The sequence below is a fragment of the Glaciihabitans tibetensis genome (assembly GCF_003003265.1).
GTDB lineage: Bacteria > Actinomycetota > Actinomycetes > Actinomycetales > Microbacteriaceae > Glaciihabitans > Glaciihabitans tibetensis.
On the sequence record NZ_PVTL01000001.1, the window covers coordinates 18,396 to 33,981 of the forward strand.

The following is a 15,586-nucleotide window of genomic DNA, read 5'->3' on the forward strand; positions in this document are numbered from 1 at the left end:
ATGACGACACGGCCAGCCTCGGCCCGGCCCCCGGCGGCACGACCGGCAACGGCGGGTGCCGCGTCGGGCGCCAGCCCGACGGCGGGCACATCACCGTCCCCGCGCCGACGCCCCGGTGACACCGTCGGCAGCATCCGGGTGAGCGTGCTTCTCGCGGTCGCCCTCGCGCTGGCCGTCGGAAATCTGCACGGCGTGCTCAGCGGCGTGTTCTGGTGGATCGCGACCCTCGCCCCCATCGTTGTGGTGTTCGCGGTGGCCACCCTGACCCGTGTGCTGCTTCGCCGCCGCGGCTGGGGCACCCTGGTCGCCGCTGTCGCGGCGGCGGGACTCATCACCCTGCTCTTCGCCGCGGACACCGCAATCCTCGGAGTGATTCCGACCGGTGACACCTGGGGTCGGTTTGCGGTGCTCGCCGCTGAGGCCAGCGAGTCCATCACCGTGCAGGCGGTCCCCGCCGACGCCACACCCGGCATTTTGTTCCTCCTCTGCTCCGCGACCGCCGGAATCGCCATAGTGCTCGACATTCTCGCCTCCTGGTGGCGAGTGCCCGCGCTCGTCGGGATCCCGCTGCTCGTGGTGCTCAGCGTTCCGAGCACCATTGACCCAGAACTTGCGGATCCGTTCTTCTTCGCGTTGGTCGCCATCACCTACCTGATGTTGCTGCGCCCGCGGGTCGCTCGCAGTCGCCCGCCCGTCGCGATCGGGCTGGGCGCTGTCGCGGTGCTGGGCGCGCTGGTGCTGCCGCTTGTGTTGCCGCCGGTGGCGCAGCCCTCGGGTGACGCCGGTCCGGCCGGGGGTCTCACCACCGGCATCAACCCCATGCTCGACCTGGGCGAAGACCTGCGCCGCAACTCGCCGACACAGGCTCTGACCTACACCACGACCTCGCCGGAAGGTGAATACCTGCGCCTCACCACGCTCGAAGACTTCGTCGACGACGAGTGGGAACCGGTATCGATCACCCCGATACCCGATAACGACGTCAGCGCCATTGGAACCGCGCCCGGCCTCACCACCGCCGTACCGACGACACCGGTATCCACGAGCATCACGATCAATAACTCCAGCGGGCGGTGGCTGCCGGTGCCGTACCCGGCGGCCAGTATTTCCGGGCTCACCGGGGACTGGTTCTGGGAGCCGAACGGACTTTCGGTACGCAGCGCAGAGTCCAACATGCGTGGCCAGGCTTACGAGGTCACCAGTCTCAACGTGCAGCCCACGTCGAACCAGTTGGAAGCGGCCCCATCATCCGCCTCGCTTCGCCTTGCCCAGCCGCCCGAGGGGTTGGATCCCCTCGTGGGTGAGACCGCGCGCACCGTGGTCGCGGATGCACCCACCGATTACGCCCGAGCGGTGGCCCTGCAGGACTGGTTCCGCGGGGGAGAGTTCACCTACTCCGAGGACGCACCGGTCGAGGAAGGTTTTGACGGCTCCGGCCTGGACGTGCTCGTACCGTTCCTGGAAGCTAAAACGGGATACTGCGTGCACTACGCGTCGGCGATGGCGGTGATGGCTCGCACCCTGGGCATTCCCTCCCGCGTCGTCGTCGGCTTCCTGCCGGGCAACGAAGACACCAGCTCGGATGCCGCAGAATCGTCAGTGTCGGAAGAGGGAGAAGAGGTCGAGCTCACGGCGTTCACCGTATCGAGCCGCGACCTGCACTCCTGGCCCGAACTGTACTTCGAAGGATCGGGGTGGACTCGGTTCGAGCCAACGCCGGGGCGGGGGATCGAGCCCGCCTACCTTCCCACCCCGGTGGACAACCCGAGCACGCCCGATGTCGACGAGTCCCAGGTGACCCCGACCCCCACGGCAACGGCCGCGCCTCCCGTTGCACCGGCTCCAACACCCACCCCGACGACGAACGCGCTCGGCGGAACCGAAGAGGGAACGCGAACCCTGTCGCTCTGGGCTCTCGTCATTGGTCTCGGCGTCGTGCTCGTGCTCGCCGCCCCGGGGCTTGTGCGGGTCGCTATTCGCGCCGCGCGGTTCGGGTCGATCCGAGCGGGACGCCTCCCGGCCACCGCGGCCTGGTTCGAGGTCGTCGACACGGCGAGAGACCTCGGGTACGCGGGCAGCACAGTCGGAACGCCGAGGGAGCTGGAACACCGACTGCGCGACGCCGGTATCGCCGGTCCAACGCTGGCGGCGCTCACAACCCTGCGGGTGGCGGTAGAGCGGGAGGTGTATGCCGCGACTCCCGCAACCGCGCCCGGTAAAGGGCGACCAGCGACACCACCGCTGGCGGCGCCACCTCGCCTGGCCGCGGCTGACCCCGCGGAGACGGCCGAGGGACTCCGGGTGGTGCTGGCCGGGTTGCGGTCCCACGCTGGCCGTGTTGCGCACCTGCGGGCGGCTCTGGTTCCCGGCACGGTACGCGACCGACTGCGCGGTGGACGCCGCTGGACGATCCTGCCGCAGGCGTAACCGGCAGGCGTAACCCGAAGGCGTGAGTCGCCGACTGCCCGCTCGTGGCCGCAGCCGGCGGATGCCCTACCGGCCGGTGTCCTACCGGCCGTCGTCTCGGGCAGCGCCGCCAGCAGCGGGGGAGTACGCGATGAGCGGCCGCCCCGTTACGGGATGCTCGAGCACTGTCGCCTCGACCCGGTACACCTCCCGGAGCAGCTCAGGGGTGAGTACCTGGTCGGGCGTTCCGGATGCCACGACGCACCCGGCGGCAAGCACAACGATGTCATCGGCGTAGGCCGCGGCCAGGTTGAGGTCGTGCAGCGCGGCGAGCACCGTGACGCCGTCTCGGGTGGCGAGGCGCCGCACCAGCTCGAGTGTGTCCAGCTGGGCATGCACGTCGAGGTGGTTGGTCGGTTCGTCCAGCAGCAGGAGCTTCGGCTGCTGGGCGAGCGCCCGCGCAAGATGCACCCGCTGGCGCTCCCCTCCCGACAGGGAGTCGAACTGGCGGCGAGCAAACGACGTGATGCCCACCTCCGCCAGAGCGGCCCGCACCACCGACAGCTCGTCCGCGGATTCGGCGGCAAACATTGCTCGATACGGCACGCGACCGAGGCCGACGACGGACTCGACCGTCATGGGCAGTTCGGCCCGCGCATCCTGCTCCACGAGCGCCGCGGTTCTGGCCCGGTCGCGCCGCGGCACAGCGGCCAGGTCGACGCCGTTCCAGGCCACGGTGCCTGCAGTCGGGCGGGTGACGCCGGCCAAGACCCGGATCAGGGTGCTCTTGCCCGCGCCGTTCGGCCCGATCAGCGCGGTGACGGATCCGCTGGGCACTGCCAGGGCGACGGAATCCAGCAGTGTGGTGCCGTCGATCTGCATCGTGAGACCGGATGCCTCAAGCCCCAGAGTCACGAGAGCGGTTTCCGCACCAGGAGCAGCACAAACAGGGGCGCGCCGACCACCGCGGTAATGATTCCGACGGGGAGCTCGCGCGGGTCGAAGAGGGTGCGCGCCAAGGTGTCGCACCAGATGAGAAAGATCGCCCCGACCAGCGCGGACAGCGGTAGCAGCACGCGGTGCCGCGAGCCCACGACCAGGCGCACGGCGTGGGGAAGCACCAGCCCCACGAACCCGATCGACCCACTCACCGAGACCATGGCGCCGGTGAGGAGCGCGGTTGCCACCAGTAGTATCCAGCGGGTGCGGTCGACGTGGATTCCCAGCGCGGCGGCGGCGGTGTCGCCGAACGCGAAGCCATCGAGGCTCCGCCCGGCGAGAACAAGGGGGCCACCGACCACAGCGAGGGCGCCGACGGAGATCGCGACTGCGGGCCAGTCCGCCCCGGCAAGTGACCCGAGGAGCCAGCTCAGAATCTCGCGATACGAGTCCCCGGTCGCCGTCCAGAAGACGACAAAACTGGTCAGCGCCGAGCCGAGAGCCGACACCGCCACCCCGGCCAACACCGTGCGCGAGGGTGCGAGGCCGATGCCGCTCGCCCTCGCAATAATGAGGGTGAGCATGAGCGCGAGGAGCGCTCCGGCAAATGCAGCGACGGGGAGCAGCACGCTCACGCCGAGGAGAAGCACCGCGACCGCGCCGAGGGACGCCCCGGACGACAGCCCGAGCAGATAGGGATCCGCGAGGGCATTACGGGTCAACGCCTGCATGACCGCGCCAGCGATAGCCAGCCCGGCCCCGACCGCGCCCGCCGTGAGCACCCGCGGCATCCGCAGCTCCCACACGATCCCGTCGCGCAGCGGCGTCAGCGGAGATTCCCCGACGCCGAGGTGATGCAGCACACTCGCCCACACGTCGCCCGCGGTGATGTCCGCGGGGCCGATCGTAATGGCCACCGTCACGGTCAGCAGGAGCAGCACGCAGAGCAGCGTGGCCCACACCGCGGGCGGAACGAGGCGCAGGCCAGAACGGCGCATGCGTTACGGGATGCTCAGCGCGGCGAGCTGGGTGGCGAGGTCTGCGGTCGCCTCGACGTTCCGCACGCCCGCCTCGCCCGCCGCGAAGGGGATACGCAGGTACCGTCCGTTCTCCACCGCGGACAGGCCGGAGGTCGCGGGATTCGCCTCGAGGGCCGCGATCTTGCTGTCTGCGGAGTTCCAGCTCGCGTCCACGAGCACGATGACATCGGGGTCAGCGTCGACGATCGCTTCCCAGCTCAGCGAGGTCCAGGTGTCGTTGACGTCCGCGGCGATGTTCTCCAGGCCGAGGGCGTCGAGCATCATCTGGGGCGCGCCGATTCCTGCTCCGACATACGGAGTGTCTGTGCCGGACGAGTACCACAGGGCCGAGAGACCCCGGGAGTCCGCGTCGATTGCCGCGAGCTCGGCCTCTTGGTCGGCTACGACCTCGGCCGCGGCCGCCTCGGCACCGAATACGGTGCCGGCCTCGGCGATCTCGGAGAAGACCTCGTCGAAGGTCAGCTTCTCCGGCTGGTAGCCCGGTTCCTTGCACGCGGCAGGCGACACATAGGTGTCTATGCCGAGATTCTGCAGGACGGGGCGTTCGCCCGCCGTCTCTGCGGTGAAGTTCGACTCCCACCCGCCGTAGACAAAATCGGGCTCAAGGGCGATGACGGCTTCCTGGCTGGGGGCGAATTCGGAGATGAGGGGGATGTCGGCCGCCTCCGCGGACCACTTTTCTGGCACGTCGCCGTCGGGAAAGCCAGTGCCGATGATGCGGTCGCCGAGTCCGAGCGCGAGCAGCATTTCGGTGGAGGTGGACTTGATGGTCACGATTCGTTCGGGCGCGGCGGCGACCGTGAGATCGAAACCGCAGTTATCGACCGTGACTGGGCTGTCGGCGGAGGCAGGGTCTGCCGCCGGTGGGGTCGCGTCATCAGCGGCTGCGCTGCACCCGGCGAGGGTAAACGCGACGACCGCTACGAGGGGAAGAGTGATGGAGCGTGAGAGCACGGGAAGGACCTCCGGACGAGCAGGGCAGGGGTGTCCGCTCACCAGAATGGAAAGCGAAAGACCAGGCGCCTCAGATCAGAGGTCGACGCACCGCACCAAATCCGGTGCGGGGGTCTGCACTGCCCAGTGTAGAACCACGAGTCGCCTGCCGCACGCCGGTCGCTGCCCGCGAACCCTCGGCACACCCGTCAGCGAGTCGTCAGCTTGCTGACCAGCGCGGAGAGCCGTTCGGTGGGTTCCAGTCCGAGGGTGGTGATGAGCAGAAGCCGATAGCGCTCGAAGACCCGCAGGGCTTCGGACTGGTTGCCCTCGGCAAGATGGACGCGGATGAGCGTGGCGTGAGCACTTTCCCGCAGCGGCTCGACCTTCATCGCCGCGCGGGCCGCGGCCGCGGCCTCCGCCAGCCGGCCCTGCTCGGTGAGCGCCGTGGCGAGAGCCTCGAGCGCGTTCATGCGCACCTGGCGCCATTCTTCGGCCTCGGCGATGACCCAGTCGTCGTACCAGTCGGGGAGCAGTTCGCTCGACAGGATGGCGATCGACTCAGATGAGAAGTCCAAACTGCGCGTCGCGGCGTGCGGCTGGACAAGGCGGGCAGCCAGGCGCTTCGCGGCGCGCAGGTCAACGATCACCGAGGATGCCAGACTGAGCCCGGCTGGCGCCGCGAGAATCGCCTCGCGGGTGGGGCCGTCGAGCCGGGACAGTGCCGATCTCAGACTGATGCCCGCCCGCTCGTCGGTCGCATCCGGCCACATCCGCCCCGCCATGGCTGCGCGGCCGACCGCCCGGTCGTGCAGGGCGAGGAACACCAGGAGCCTTTGCGATCCGATGGACAGGGGCCCAACGCTCCGGCCTCCCACAGTCAGGGCAAAAGCGCCGAGCAGGGAAATCTCGATGGTGACAATGTTTGTGGTCGTCCCAGAAACTTCGTGGGTCGCAGCTTCGCGGGGACGGGGCGTTTGCCTCAGGAGAGCGGTTTCTTCGTCCACCCGGACGGTCGCCCACGCGACATCCACCGTCCTCACGGCGTCAACGCGGCGGTCACTGATCCAGGGCTGCCCCTGGTCTTCTGCCCGCCGGCTTTGCGCATGTCGATCCCCTGCGCGCCGGTTCTGGGGGGACCGTGTGTTCGCCCAGCGGTCGCTCCACCGGCTGAGTTCGACGATGGTGGATTCGAGATCCCGCCCCTTCGACGTCAGCTCGTAGTGGGCTTCGGGAGTGACGTGCATTACGCCGGAGCCGACGAGATCGTCCAGGCGCGTTGCGAGTAGTTCCGGCGCAACGCCGAGCGAGTTCTGGAAGTCCGCGAAGCGGGTCGTGTCTCGCAGGAGCGCCTCGCGCACGATCAGAAGAGTCCACCGCTCCATGTTCAACATAACGCCCACCACGTCTCTCGAATGGTGAAATGTTACAGGATGCGTCGAAAGTGGAGGACTGCTTCTTAACCCAAAAATAGTTCCCGTACCGGCGTCGAGAATGTCGGTACGGGAACTATCGTGGGTTTCTGTCGCCGTCGGATCCCGTCGGATCCCGTCGGATCCCGTCGGAACCGGGCGGATCAGTGCGTGGTGTGAGAGTTCCCGCGGACAGAGTCGGACTTGCGCTGGATATTGCGAGTGAGCAGAACAAGCGATCCGGCGAACAAGAGAAGCGCCGCGCCGAAGAACAGCGGGGTGGCAGACGCCACGCCGGTCTCTGCGAGGAGTCCCTCGCTGTCCGCTCCTTCGCCTGAGCCGCCGCCTCGCGGCGTCAGAGGCGGAGCGGGCGTCGGGGAGGGCGTGGCTCCCGGGGTTCCGTCCAGCGGTGAGGATGGTGGTGTCACTGGGGGCGTGCCACCGGGCGTCACGGGCGGCGTGCCACCCGGTGTCGCGGACGGGGTTCCAGACGGTGTCCCGGTGGGGGTACCGCTGGGCGTGGGTACCGGGGTCGGGCTATCGCTCGGCGTGGGCACCGCGGTGGGGGTACCGGATGGCGTGGGAACCGCGGTGGGAACGACGGCGGGCAGGATCCGGTTCTCGATCGACGCGCTGCAGGTCAGCACCGAGCCACCGCCATTGGCGGAGCCGTTGCACTGGTTGATGCTCACGGGAACCGCTCGGGTCTGCGTCGAGAGGGGATTCACGGAGCAGGTCACGAAGGAGCCACCGCCGTTGGTTGAGCCGTTGCACTGGTTGATCGTTGCGTTTGTGGTGTTTTCCATCGAGCTGCATCGCAGCGCGGCCGTGTAGTCCGGTGCGCCAGAAGCGTCACACTGCTTCACCGTCGCGGTGGTCGGTGTTTCCGTTCCGCCCGTGATGGTGTTGATGACGGCGACGCTGCACAACGCAACACCACCGGCGCCCGAGCCCGAGCCATTGCACTGATCAACCTCGGTGATCAGGAACGCATAGTTCGTGGTCTCCGCGATCACACAGGTTGCTTCGGGCACGCCCGCCGAACCGCTGCACTGTCTGATCGTCACGACGGCGCGTTCGGGAGTTGCGGCCCCGACGGAAAGATCAAGGAAGTTCTCGACGATAACGCTGCAGGTGAAGCCCTGCCCGCCGTCGTTGAGAATTCCGTTGCACTGTTCCACGGCGGTGCCGTTAATGGCGGCAGACGCAGTGTCGGTGGTGCCGATGTGCGCCCAGGCGAAGGCGGTCGCCAGCAGGAGGGCCACCACCAGAGCGAGCAAGCGACGAAGAGTGCGGGCGGGGGCGGTTGCGGGGGCTGCTGCGCCGGGTGATGAGGTCATCGTGCTCCTTGTGTTGCGAGCAGTGTCTCCGATGCCCCGTGACCGGAGCGTCACCGGCGTGTGACAAGCGCGCACGGTCGGTCTACCGCAGCAAAAGCAGCCAAATCCTCATCAAATCCGGCCGGAGTCACGCCACAGTCAGGCGCGCGCGGCAGCCGCGAGCAATGCGCCGACGGCGTCGAAGTCGTCGCGCACGAGCCCGGCGGTGATCCGAATGAACTGTCCGTCTGGTGCGGTCAGGAACGGCGTGCCCGCCGCGACCCGGATGCCAGCAGCGGCGAGTTGTACCACCGCCGCCCGCTCGTCTTCCACTCGCATCCACAGGTTGATGCCGTCCGGAAGGGTGGCCGCGTAGCCGTGCGCGGCGAGGGCGTCCGAGAGCGCTTTCTGGCGTCCGCGGTACACGCGCCGGGCGTCGCTGATCTGGTCGATGGTGTTCGCGCTGGTCAACAGGTCGTACAAGATCCTCTGCAGCATCCGCGGAGTCCAGCCGGGTCCAAGGAGTCGCCGGGCGACCAGACGGTCGATCAACGCACGTGGTCCTCCGACTGCCGCGATGCGCAGGTCGGGTCCGTGTGACTTCGAGAAACTCCGGATGTGCACCACCCGCTCGGGAAGGAAAGTTCCGAGGCTCACTTCCGGCACCGCGCTGATCGCGCCGGAGTGATCGTCCTCGATCACCACGGTGTCTTCAGCGAACCGGCTGGAACGGATGACGCGGGCAAGTTCCTCCGCGCGTTCGGCGGTCATCGAGACTCCCGCAGGGTTGTGGGTGCGTGGCTGCAGCACGATCGCGGCGGGGGACAGCTTGAGCGCTGCGGCAAGGGAATCGGGTCGGATGCCGCGTTCATCGAGTTCAACGGGAAGCCGCTCGATGCCCAGGTGCTCGAGAAGGTCGAAAACCGGGGGAAACCCAGGAGTCTCGACCACCACCCGGGATCCGAATCGCAGCACGAGGTCGAGCGAGCGGGAGATGGCATCCATCGCCCCGTCCACAACCGTGACGGCCTCTACCTCGTAGGGCCACGACGCGCGGAGGAGGGTTTCGAGTTCCGGGAGCACGGGGGAGTCGAGGTAGCTGGCGGTACCGGCCCGCGACGACACCCGCGACAGCGCGGGACCCAGGTCGGGAAGCAGGAGTGGGTCGGGGGTACCCGTCGAAAGGTCCAGGCGGGCGAGGGGCTGGTCAGCGAGGTTCCGGGAGCGCGGCGGAATCCAGGCGGTGCGAGCTGCCCGCACAAAAGACCCGCTCCGCCCGCGGGACACGATCAGTCCCACTCCCGCCAGCGCCTGCCAGGCGTGGCTCACCGTTGCCGGGCTCACGCCGAGGTCGGCCGCGAGTTCGCGCACGGTCGGCAGGCGATCGCCCGGAGCGAGATCGCCCGAACTGATCAACCGCGCAATGGCGCCCGCGATGCCGCTCGGGCTGGTTTCGTCGATCGCGAGGGCTACCGACTTCATCTGCAACCCCTTATGTTTTACGCCAGCGTCACAATCAGAAACGTAAGAGAAATGTTTACGCCGAATAATAACAAAACGTAGTTCATTCCTGGAGGTAATCTCATGGCCATTGTTCGCGCCGCTCTCACCCAGACGACCTGGACCGGTGATCTCGAGTCCATGCTCGACAAGCACGAGCAGTTTGCACGGGATGCCGCGGCCCAGGGTGCGCAGGTCATCTCGTTTCAGGAACTCTTCTACGGCCCGTACTTCGGCATCACGGAGGACGCCAAGTATTACGACTACGCCGTGCCCGCCGACGGCGAGCTTGTGCAGCGCTTTGCGGCGCTCGCTAAGGAACTGCACCTGGTGATGGTTTTGCCCATCTATGAGGAAGACCAGCCGGGCGTGTACTACAACACCGCGGTCGTTGTGGACGCCGATGGCACGATCCTCGGCAAGTACCGCAAGCACCACATCCCGCACCTCGACAAGTTCTGGGAGAAGTTCTACTTCCGCCCCGGAAACCTCGGTTATCCCGTGTTCAACACGGAGGTCGGGCCGATCGGTGTCTACATCTGCTACGACCGCCATTTTCCGGAAGGATGGCGCGAGCTCGGGCTGAACGGCGCCCAGATCGTGTTCAACCCGAACGCCACGAAGCCTGGGCTGTCCAACCGCCTGTGGGAAATCGAGCAGCCGGCCGCAGCCGGAGCCAACGGCTACTTTGTCGCCGCTGCGAACCGCGTCGGCCGGGAGGACAACGAGTATGGCGACCTCGCGGTGGATTTCTACGGCAAGAGCCAGTTCGTTGACCCCCAGGGCAACCTGATCGGGGAGTACGGCAGCGGCGAGCACGAGGAGATCGTGATCCGCGACCTCGACATGGACATGATTCGCCAGGTTCGTAACAACTGGCAGTTCTACCGCGACCGTCGCCCCGAGTCCTACACCTCTATTCCCAAGCCGTAAGCACCCGAGGCCGATGAAAGGGTATTCGCTCCCATGAAAACACTGATCAAGAACGGTCTCGTGGTTAACGCCACCGGCACCGGGATGGCCGACGTGCTGATCGACGGCGAGACCATCGCCGCGGTTGTGGCTCCCGGGTCGACCCTGCTCGGCTTCAACCTCGAGTCCAACGTCGATGTCGTTATCGACGTCACGGGTAGATATGTGATTCCCGGCGGTGTCGACGCGCACACCCACATGGAGATGCCGTTCGGCGGAACCAACGCCTCCGACACCTTTGAAACCGGAACCCGCGCGGCCGCCTGGGGCGGGACCACCAGCATCGTGGATTTCGTCGTGCAGTACCCGGGCGAAAATCCGCTCGAGCGGTACAACGCCTGGCAGGCGAAGGCGGCGGGAAACTGCGCGATCGACTACGGATTCCACCAGATCCTCTCCGACGTGCAGGATTCCTCCCTCACCGCGATGGACGAGCTCATCGAGGAGGGTGTCTCCAGCTTCAAACTCTTCATGGCCTACAAGGGCGTGTTCCTCTCCGACGACGGCCAGATCCTGAAAGCCATGCAGAAGGGAGCGAGCAACGGCGCGCTGATGATGATGCACGCCGAGAACGGCAGCGTCATTGACGTGCTCGTCAGCCAGGCCATCGCCGCCGGCAACACGTCGCCGTACCATCACGGGCTCACCCGCCCGTGGCAGGCAGAAGAGGAAGCCACCCACCGCGCGATCATGCTCGCCAACCTCACCGGCGCTCCGCTCTACGTCGTGCACGTCTCGGCGAAGCAGGCCGTCGACCAGATCGCGATGGCCCGGGACAACGGCCAGAACGTGTTCGGCGAGACATGCCCGCAATACCTCTACCTGTCGCTCGAAGAGCAGCTTGGCGCCTCAAGCGACGAGTGGGGAACGTTCGAAGGCGCCAAGTGGGTGTGCTCGACTCCGCTGCGGTCGCGTGCAGAAGGTCACCAGCACCACATGTGGCAGGCGCTGCGCACCAACGACATCCAGATGGTCTCCACCGATCACTGCCCCTTCTGTATGAAGGGCCAGAAAGATATGGGCCTGGCCGACTTCTCCAAGATCCCCAACGGGATCGGTTCGGTCGAGCACCGGATGGACCTGATGTACCAGGGAGTCGTCGACGGCCACATCACCCTCCCTCGCTGGGTCGAGCTGACCTCCACCACCCCGGCCCGCATGTTCGGCATGTACGGCAAGAAGGGTGTGATCCAGCCCGGAGCCGATGGCGACGTGGTCGTGTACGACCCGAAGGGACACACCTCCATCGGTGTGCAGAAGACCCACCACATGAACATGGACTACTCCGCCTGGGAGGGCTACGAGATCGACGGCCACGTCGACACCGTGATCTCCCGCGGCAAGGTCGTGGTCGACAACAACCAGTACGTGGGCACTAAGGGCGACGGCAAGTACTTCAAGCGGGGGCTGTCTCAGTACCTGATTTAAGCGGTGCGGATGCCTCGGGGCCGTACGCCCCGCGGCATCCCGCTATATCGAAATCAAGCCAAGAAACGGATCCCATGGACTTCGGAGCAGTACTTCAGACCAATCCGCCCGCATCGCGGACCGTCGCGCTGGCCAAGCTGGCGGAGCAGCACGGGTTCAGCCACGTCTGGACTTTCGACTCGCACCTGCTCTGGCAGGAGCCGTACGTGATCTACAGCCAGATCCTGGCGGAGACCCGCCGGGTGATCGTGGGTCCGATGGTGACTAATCCGGCCACCCGTGACTGGACGGTCACGGCATCCACCTACGCCACCCTCAACGAGATGTACGGCAACCGCACCATCTGCGGAATCGGCCGCGGCGACTCCGCGGTGCGGGTCACCAACGGAGCGCCCACAACGTTGAAGTCGCTGCGTGAGTCGATCCACGTGATTCGCGAACTCGCCAACTCCCGCTCGGTGGAATACAACGGCGCGACGCTGCGGTTTCCCTGGAGCGTCGGCTCCACCCTCGACGTGTGGGTCGCAGCGTACGGCCCGCTCGCCCTGAAGCTGACGGGTGAGGTCGGTGACGGGTTCATCCTGCAGATGGCCGACCTCGACGTGGCCGAGTGGATGATCACGACGGTTCGCGCCGCGGCCGAGAAAGTCGGACGCAACCCGCTGTCGATCAAGTTCTGCGTCGCCGCCCCCATGTACATCGGAGACGACTGGGCGCACATGCGCGACCAGAACCGCTGGTTCGGCGGGATGGTGGGTAACCACGTCGCCGACATCGTCGCGAAGTACGGCGAGGGGTCCGCGGTGCCGAAGGCGCTCACCGACTACATCAAGGGCCGCGAGGGCTACGACTACAACGAGCACGGCCGCGCGGGCAACACCCACACGAACTTTGTGCCCGACGAGATCGTCGACCGCTTCTGCGTGCTCGGCACCGCCCAGCAGCACATCGAGAAGCTCAAGGCTCTCAAGGAACTCGGTGTCGACCAGTTCGCCGGCTACCTGCAGCACGACAACAAAGAGGAGACGATGCGCGTCTACGGCGAGACGGTGATCCCCGCGCTCAAGGACCACATCACGGCCAAGGCATGACCGCAGCCGTCCCTAGCCTCTCGCTGCGCGCGAAGTCGACGAACGCGCGGGTGCGTCCCTATGTGTTTGGCGCGCTCGGACTGGTTCTGCTCGCGCTCGTCTGGGAGGCGTACAAGGCGGTCGGACCCGCTGAGGGGGTGATGATCGGCGACATCACCGTTCTTCCGCGCACGAGCGACATCGCAATGCCGCACCTCTGGACCATGTGGGAGCGGCTCGGCGAGCCCGTCACCTCGGCCGCGGGATCGCCCGCGCTCTGGTTCGCGGTGCTGCAGGCGGCCGGGTTCACCCTCGGGATCGCCGCGGTCGGCTGGCTGGTGGGCGTGAGCGTCGGGATGCTGCTCGCGATTGTTATGCAGCGCTTTCGCACGGCGGAGTCGGCCCTGCTGCCCTGGGTCGTGCTCAGCCAGACCGTTCCCCTCATCGCGATCGCACCGCTGGTCAAACGGTGGGGCGCGCAGATCGAGGTGGGTGCCTTCGACTGGGAAGACTGGATGTCGGTTGCCCTGATCGCTTCCTACCTTGCCTTCTTCCCCGTCTCCATAGGTGCGCTGCGCGGTCTCGGTTCGCCAGACAAGGCTCACCTCGAGCTCATGCACAGCTACGCCGCTGGCTGGTGGTCGACCCTGCTGCGGCTGCGGCTGCCGGCCAGTGTGCCCTATCTGCTGCCCGCCCTCCGACTCGCCGCGGCGAACGCGGTGATCGGCACGGTCGTGGCCGAGGTCTCCATCGGGCTGCGCGGGGGAGTGGGCCGCATGATGGTCGAGTTTGCCTCGGCCGCCAGCGGAGATCCCGCGAAACCGTGGGCCCCCATTTTTGGTGCGGTGCTGGTCGGCCTCATCGCCGCCGGTGTTGTTATCGTGCTCGGCCTCTTCGTGGGGCGTTATCGCAGGGGAGAGGTGTCGGCATGAACGCCGTCGAAGTCACCGGGGTGTCCAAGGTTTTCCGCGTCGCCAAGGGCGCGGAGGTCGTGGCGCTCGACAGCGTCAGCCTCTCGGTCGTTCCGGGCGAGTTCGTCTCGCTGATCGGACCAAGCGGCTGCGGCAAGTCCACCCTGCTGCGCCTCATCGCCGACCTCGACCAGCCCACCGCTGGAGAGGTGCTCGTCTTCGGCAAGTCCGCGCGGCAGGCGCGCATCGACCAGGACTACGGCATCGCGTTTCAGCAGGCGGGGCTGCTGCCGTGGCGCACGGTCACCGGCAACATCGAGCTGCCGCTCGAGCTGCACGGAGTCGGCAAAGCCGCCCGCCGCGCGAGGGCACAGGATCTCCTCGCTCTCGTCGGTCTCTCCGACTTCGCCGACCGGTACCCCGACCAGCTGTCCGGTGGCATGCAGCAGCGTGTCGCGATCGCGCGGTCGTTGGCGGAGAGCCCCGAACTGCTGCTGATGGACGAACCGTTCGGGGCACTCGACGAGATGACCCGCGAGCGGATGCAGACCGAACTGGTGCGTATTTGCGCCGAAACCGGCGCGGCGGTGGTGTTCGTCACCCACTCGATCCCCGAGGCCGTGTACCTCTCCAGCCGCGTAGTGGTGATGTCCCCGCGTCCTGGCCGGATCCAGGAGGTAGTGACCGTGGGGCTTGGGTCTGCGGGAACGCGGGATGATGCGCTTCGCGAAGACGCCGCGTTTTTCGCCTCGGTCAAGGCGGTCAGGGAGGCGCTGCACGGCGATGCTGTGCACGAGAAGGCCCCGCACAGCGTGCGTGGAGTGGAGACGCGATGAGTGCCACCTCGGGCTCGCGCTCGGCCAGTCCGCTCACGAGAGGTTTCTCCTCGGGTTCGCTCCGGGCGGTGACCGCTCCCATCCTGCTCGGCGTTGTGGTGCTTCTGCTCTGGCAGGTGGCGGTGGTGCTACTCGACATCAAGCCGTTTGTGCTGCCCAGCCCGGTGAACATTGGCACCCAGTTCGCCTCCAGCTTTGACTCGGTCTGGGCGGGCACGGTCGTCACCGGGACCAACGCGTTTGTCGGGCTGCTTCTCGGCGCGGTTACGGGCATCCTTGCCGCAATTGCCGCCGCGCTCGTGCGGGTCTTCGACGAGCTGAGCGTGCCGATCGTGACGGCGGCGGCGGTGATCCCGATCGTCGCCCTCGCTCCCGTGCTCTACACGATGTTCGGCGCGAACGTTGAGACCGCTCGTCAGCTGGTGGCGGCGCTCGCCGTGTTCATCCCGGTGTACCTGAACACGCTGAAGGGCCTGAGGCAGGTGCGACCCGTGCACCGCGACCTGATGCGTGCCTACGCGGCATCCCCCTGGCAAGCCACCCGCACGGTGACGCTCCCCGGGGCGATGCCGTTCCTCTTCACCGGCCTTCGGATCGCGTCCTCCCTCGCCGTGATCTCGGCACTGATCGCCGAGTATTTCGGAGGACCGGTAGGAGGTCTCGGCAAATCGATCACCTCCGCCGCGGCATCCAGCAACTATCCCCTCGCCTACGCCTATGTGCTCGGTTCCATCCTGCTCGGTCTCGTGTTCTACGCGGTGACCCTCGCTTTCGAGAAGCTCGCCTCCCGGCACAGCTCCTCGACCCCCTGAACCGCACC

The 15,586-nt window shown here is 67.1% G+C and carries 13 protein-coding genes; 7 read left to right on the forward strand and 6 right to left on the reverse strand.

What is annotated here, in order from left to right; translation table 11 throughout:
• Nucleotides 1–2,427, forward strand: a complete 2,427-nt coding sequence (locus B0I08_RS00095) for a transglutaminase TgpA family protein (RefSeq protein ID WP_181243093.1) — start codon at nucleotides 1–3, stop codon at nucleotides 2,425–2,427.
• Between the two features lie 81 nt (nucleotides 2,428–2,508).
• On the opposite strand, the gene B0I08_RS00100 is transcribed toward B0I08_RS00095, so the two are convergent.
• The 6 genes from B0I08_RS00100 to B0I08_RS00125 form a co-directional block, all read right to left on the reverse strand.
• Entirely contained in the window at nucleotides 2,509–3,321 is an 813-nt protein-coding gene (locus B0I08_RS00100; protein WP_106208635.1) for a heme ABC transporter ATP-binding protein, read from the reverse strand.
• On the reverse strand, nucleotides 3,318–4,343 hold the full coding sequence (locus B0I08_RS00105; RefSeq protein WP_106208637.1) for a putative F420-0 ABC transporter permease subunit: 1,026 nt from the start codon (nucleotides 4,341–4,343) through the stop codon (nucleotides 3,318–3,320). Before B0I08_RS00105 ends, B0I08_RS00100 begins: the two co-directional genes overlap by 4 nt.
• A gap of 3 nt (nucleotides 4,344–4,346) precedes the next feature.
• Nucleotides 4,347–5,339 (reverse strand): putative F420-0 ABC transporter substrate-binding protein, encoded by a 993-nt coding sequence (locus B0I08_RS00110; RefSeq protein WP_106208639.1) that lies wholly within the window; start codon nucleotides 5,337–5,339, stop codon nucleotides 4,347–4,349.
• Between the two features lie 188 nt (nucleotides 5,340–5,527).
• Complete coding sequence (locus tag B0I08_RS00115; protein WP_106208641.1) at nucleotides 5,528–6,712, reverse strand: BTAD domain-containing putative transcriptional regulator; 1,185 nt, start codon at nucleotides 6,710–6,712, stop codon at nucleotides 5,528–5,530.
• Between the two features lie 182 nt (nucleotides 6,713–6,894).
• Entirely contained in the window at nucleotides 6,895–8,070 is a 1,176-nt protein-coding gene (locus B0I08_RS00120) for a hypothetical protein (protein ID WP_106208643.1), read from the reverse strand.
• A gap of 138 nt (nucleotides 8,071–8,208) precedes the next feature.
• Nucleotides 8,209–9,531 (reverse strand): aminotransferase-like domain-containing protein, encoded by a 1,323-nt coding sequence (locus tag B0I08_RS00125; RefSeq protein WP_106208645.1) that lies wholly within the window; start codon nucleotides 9,529–9,531, stop codon nucleotides 8,209–8,211.
• Between the two features lie 102 nt (nucleotides 9,532–9,633).
• Here B0I08_RS00125 and B0I08_RS00130 point away from each other — a divergent pair, with 102 nt between their 5' ends.
• The 6 genes from B0I08_RS00130 (at nucleotide 9,634) to B0I08_RS00155 (ending at nucleotide 15,578) form a co-directional block, all read left to right on the forward strand.
• A complete protein-coding gene (locus tag B0I08_RS00130) occupies nucleotides 9,634–10,482 on the forward strand; it encodes a nitrilase-related carbon-nitrogen hydrolase (protein WP_106208647.1) in 849 nt (282 codons plus the stop codon).
• A 33-nt stretch (nucleotides 10,483–10,515) separates the two neighbouring features.
• Nucleotides 10,516–11,949 (forward strand): dihydropyrimidinase, encoded by a 1,434-nt coding sequence (hydA, locus tag B0I08_RS00135; RefSeq protein WP_106208649.1) that lies wholly within the window; start codon nucleotides 10,516–10,518, stop codon nucleotides 11,947–11,949.
• 74 nt (nucleotides 11,950–12,023) lie between these two features.
• Nucleotides 12,024–13,040 carry a TIGR03842 family LLM class F420-dependent oxidoreductase gene (locus B0I08_RS00140; protein WP_106208651.1) on the forward strand — a complete coding sequence of 339 codons (1,017 nt, stop codon included), beginning with the start codon at nucleotides 12,024–12,026 and terminating at the stop codon, nucleotides 13,038–13,040.
• Nucleotides 13,037–13,951 carry an ABC transporter permease gene (locus B0I08_RS00145; RefSeq protein ID WP_106208653.1) on the forward strand — a complete coding sequence of 305 codons (915 nt, stop codon included), beginning with the start codon at nucleotides 13,037–13,039 and terminating at the stop codon, nucleotides 13,949–13,951. The genes B0I08_RS00140 and B0I08_RS00145 overlap by 4 nt, the downstream gene beginning before the upstream one ends.
• Nucleotides 13,948–14,766, forward strand: a complete 819-nt coding sequence (locus tag B0I08_RS00150) for an ABC transporter ATP-binding protein (RefSeq protein ID WP_106208655.1) — start codon at nucleotides 13,948–13,950, stop codon at nucleotides 14,764–14,766. The genes B0I08_RS00145 and B0I08_RS00150 overlap by 4 nt, the downstream gene beginning before the upstream one ends.
• On the forward strand, nucleotides 14,763–15,578 hold the full coding sequence (locus tag B0I08_RS00155) for an ABC transporter permease (RefSeq protein WP_106208657.1): 816 nt from the start codon (nucleotides 14,763–14,765) through the stop codon (nucleotides 15,576–15,578). Before B0I08_RS00150 ends, B0I08_RS00155 begins: the two co-directional genes overlap by 4 nt.
• Nucleotides 15,579–15,586: the final 8 nt, after the last annotated feature.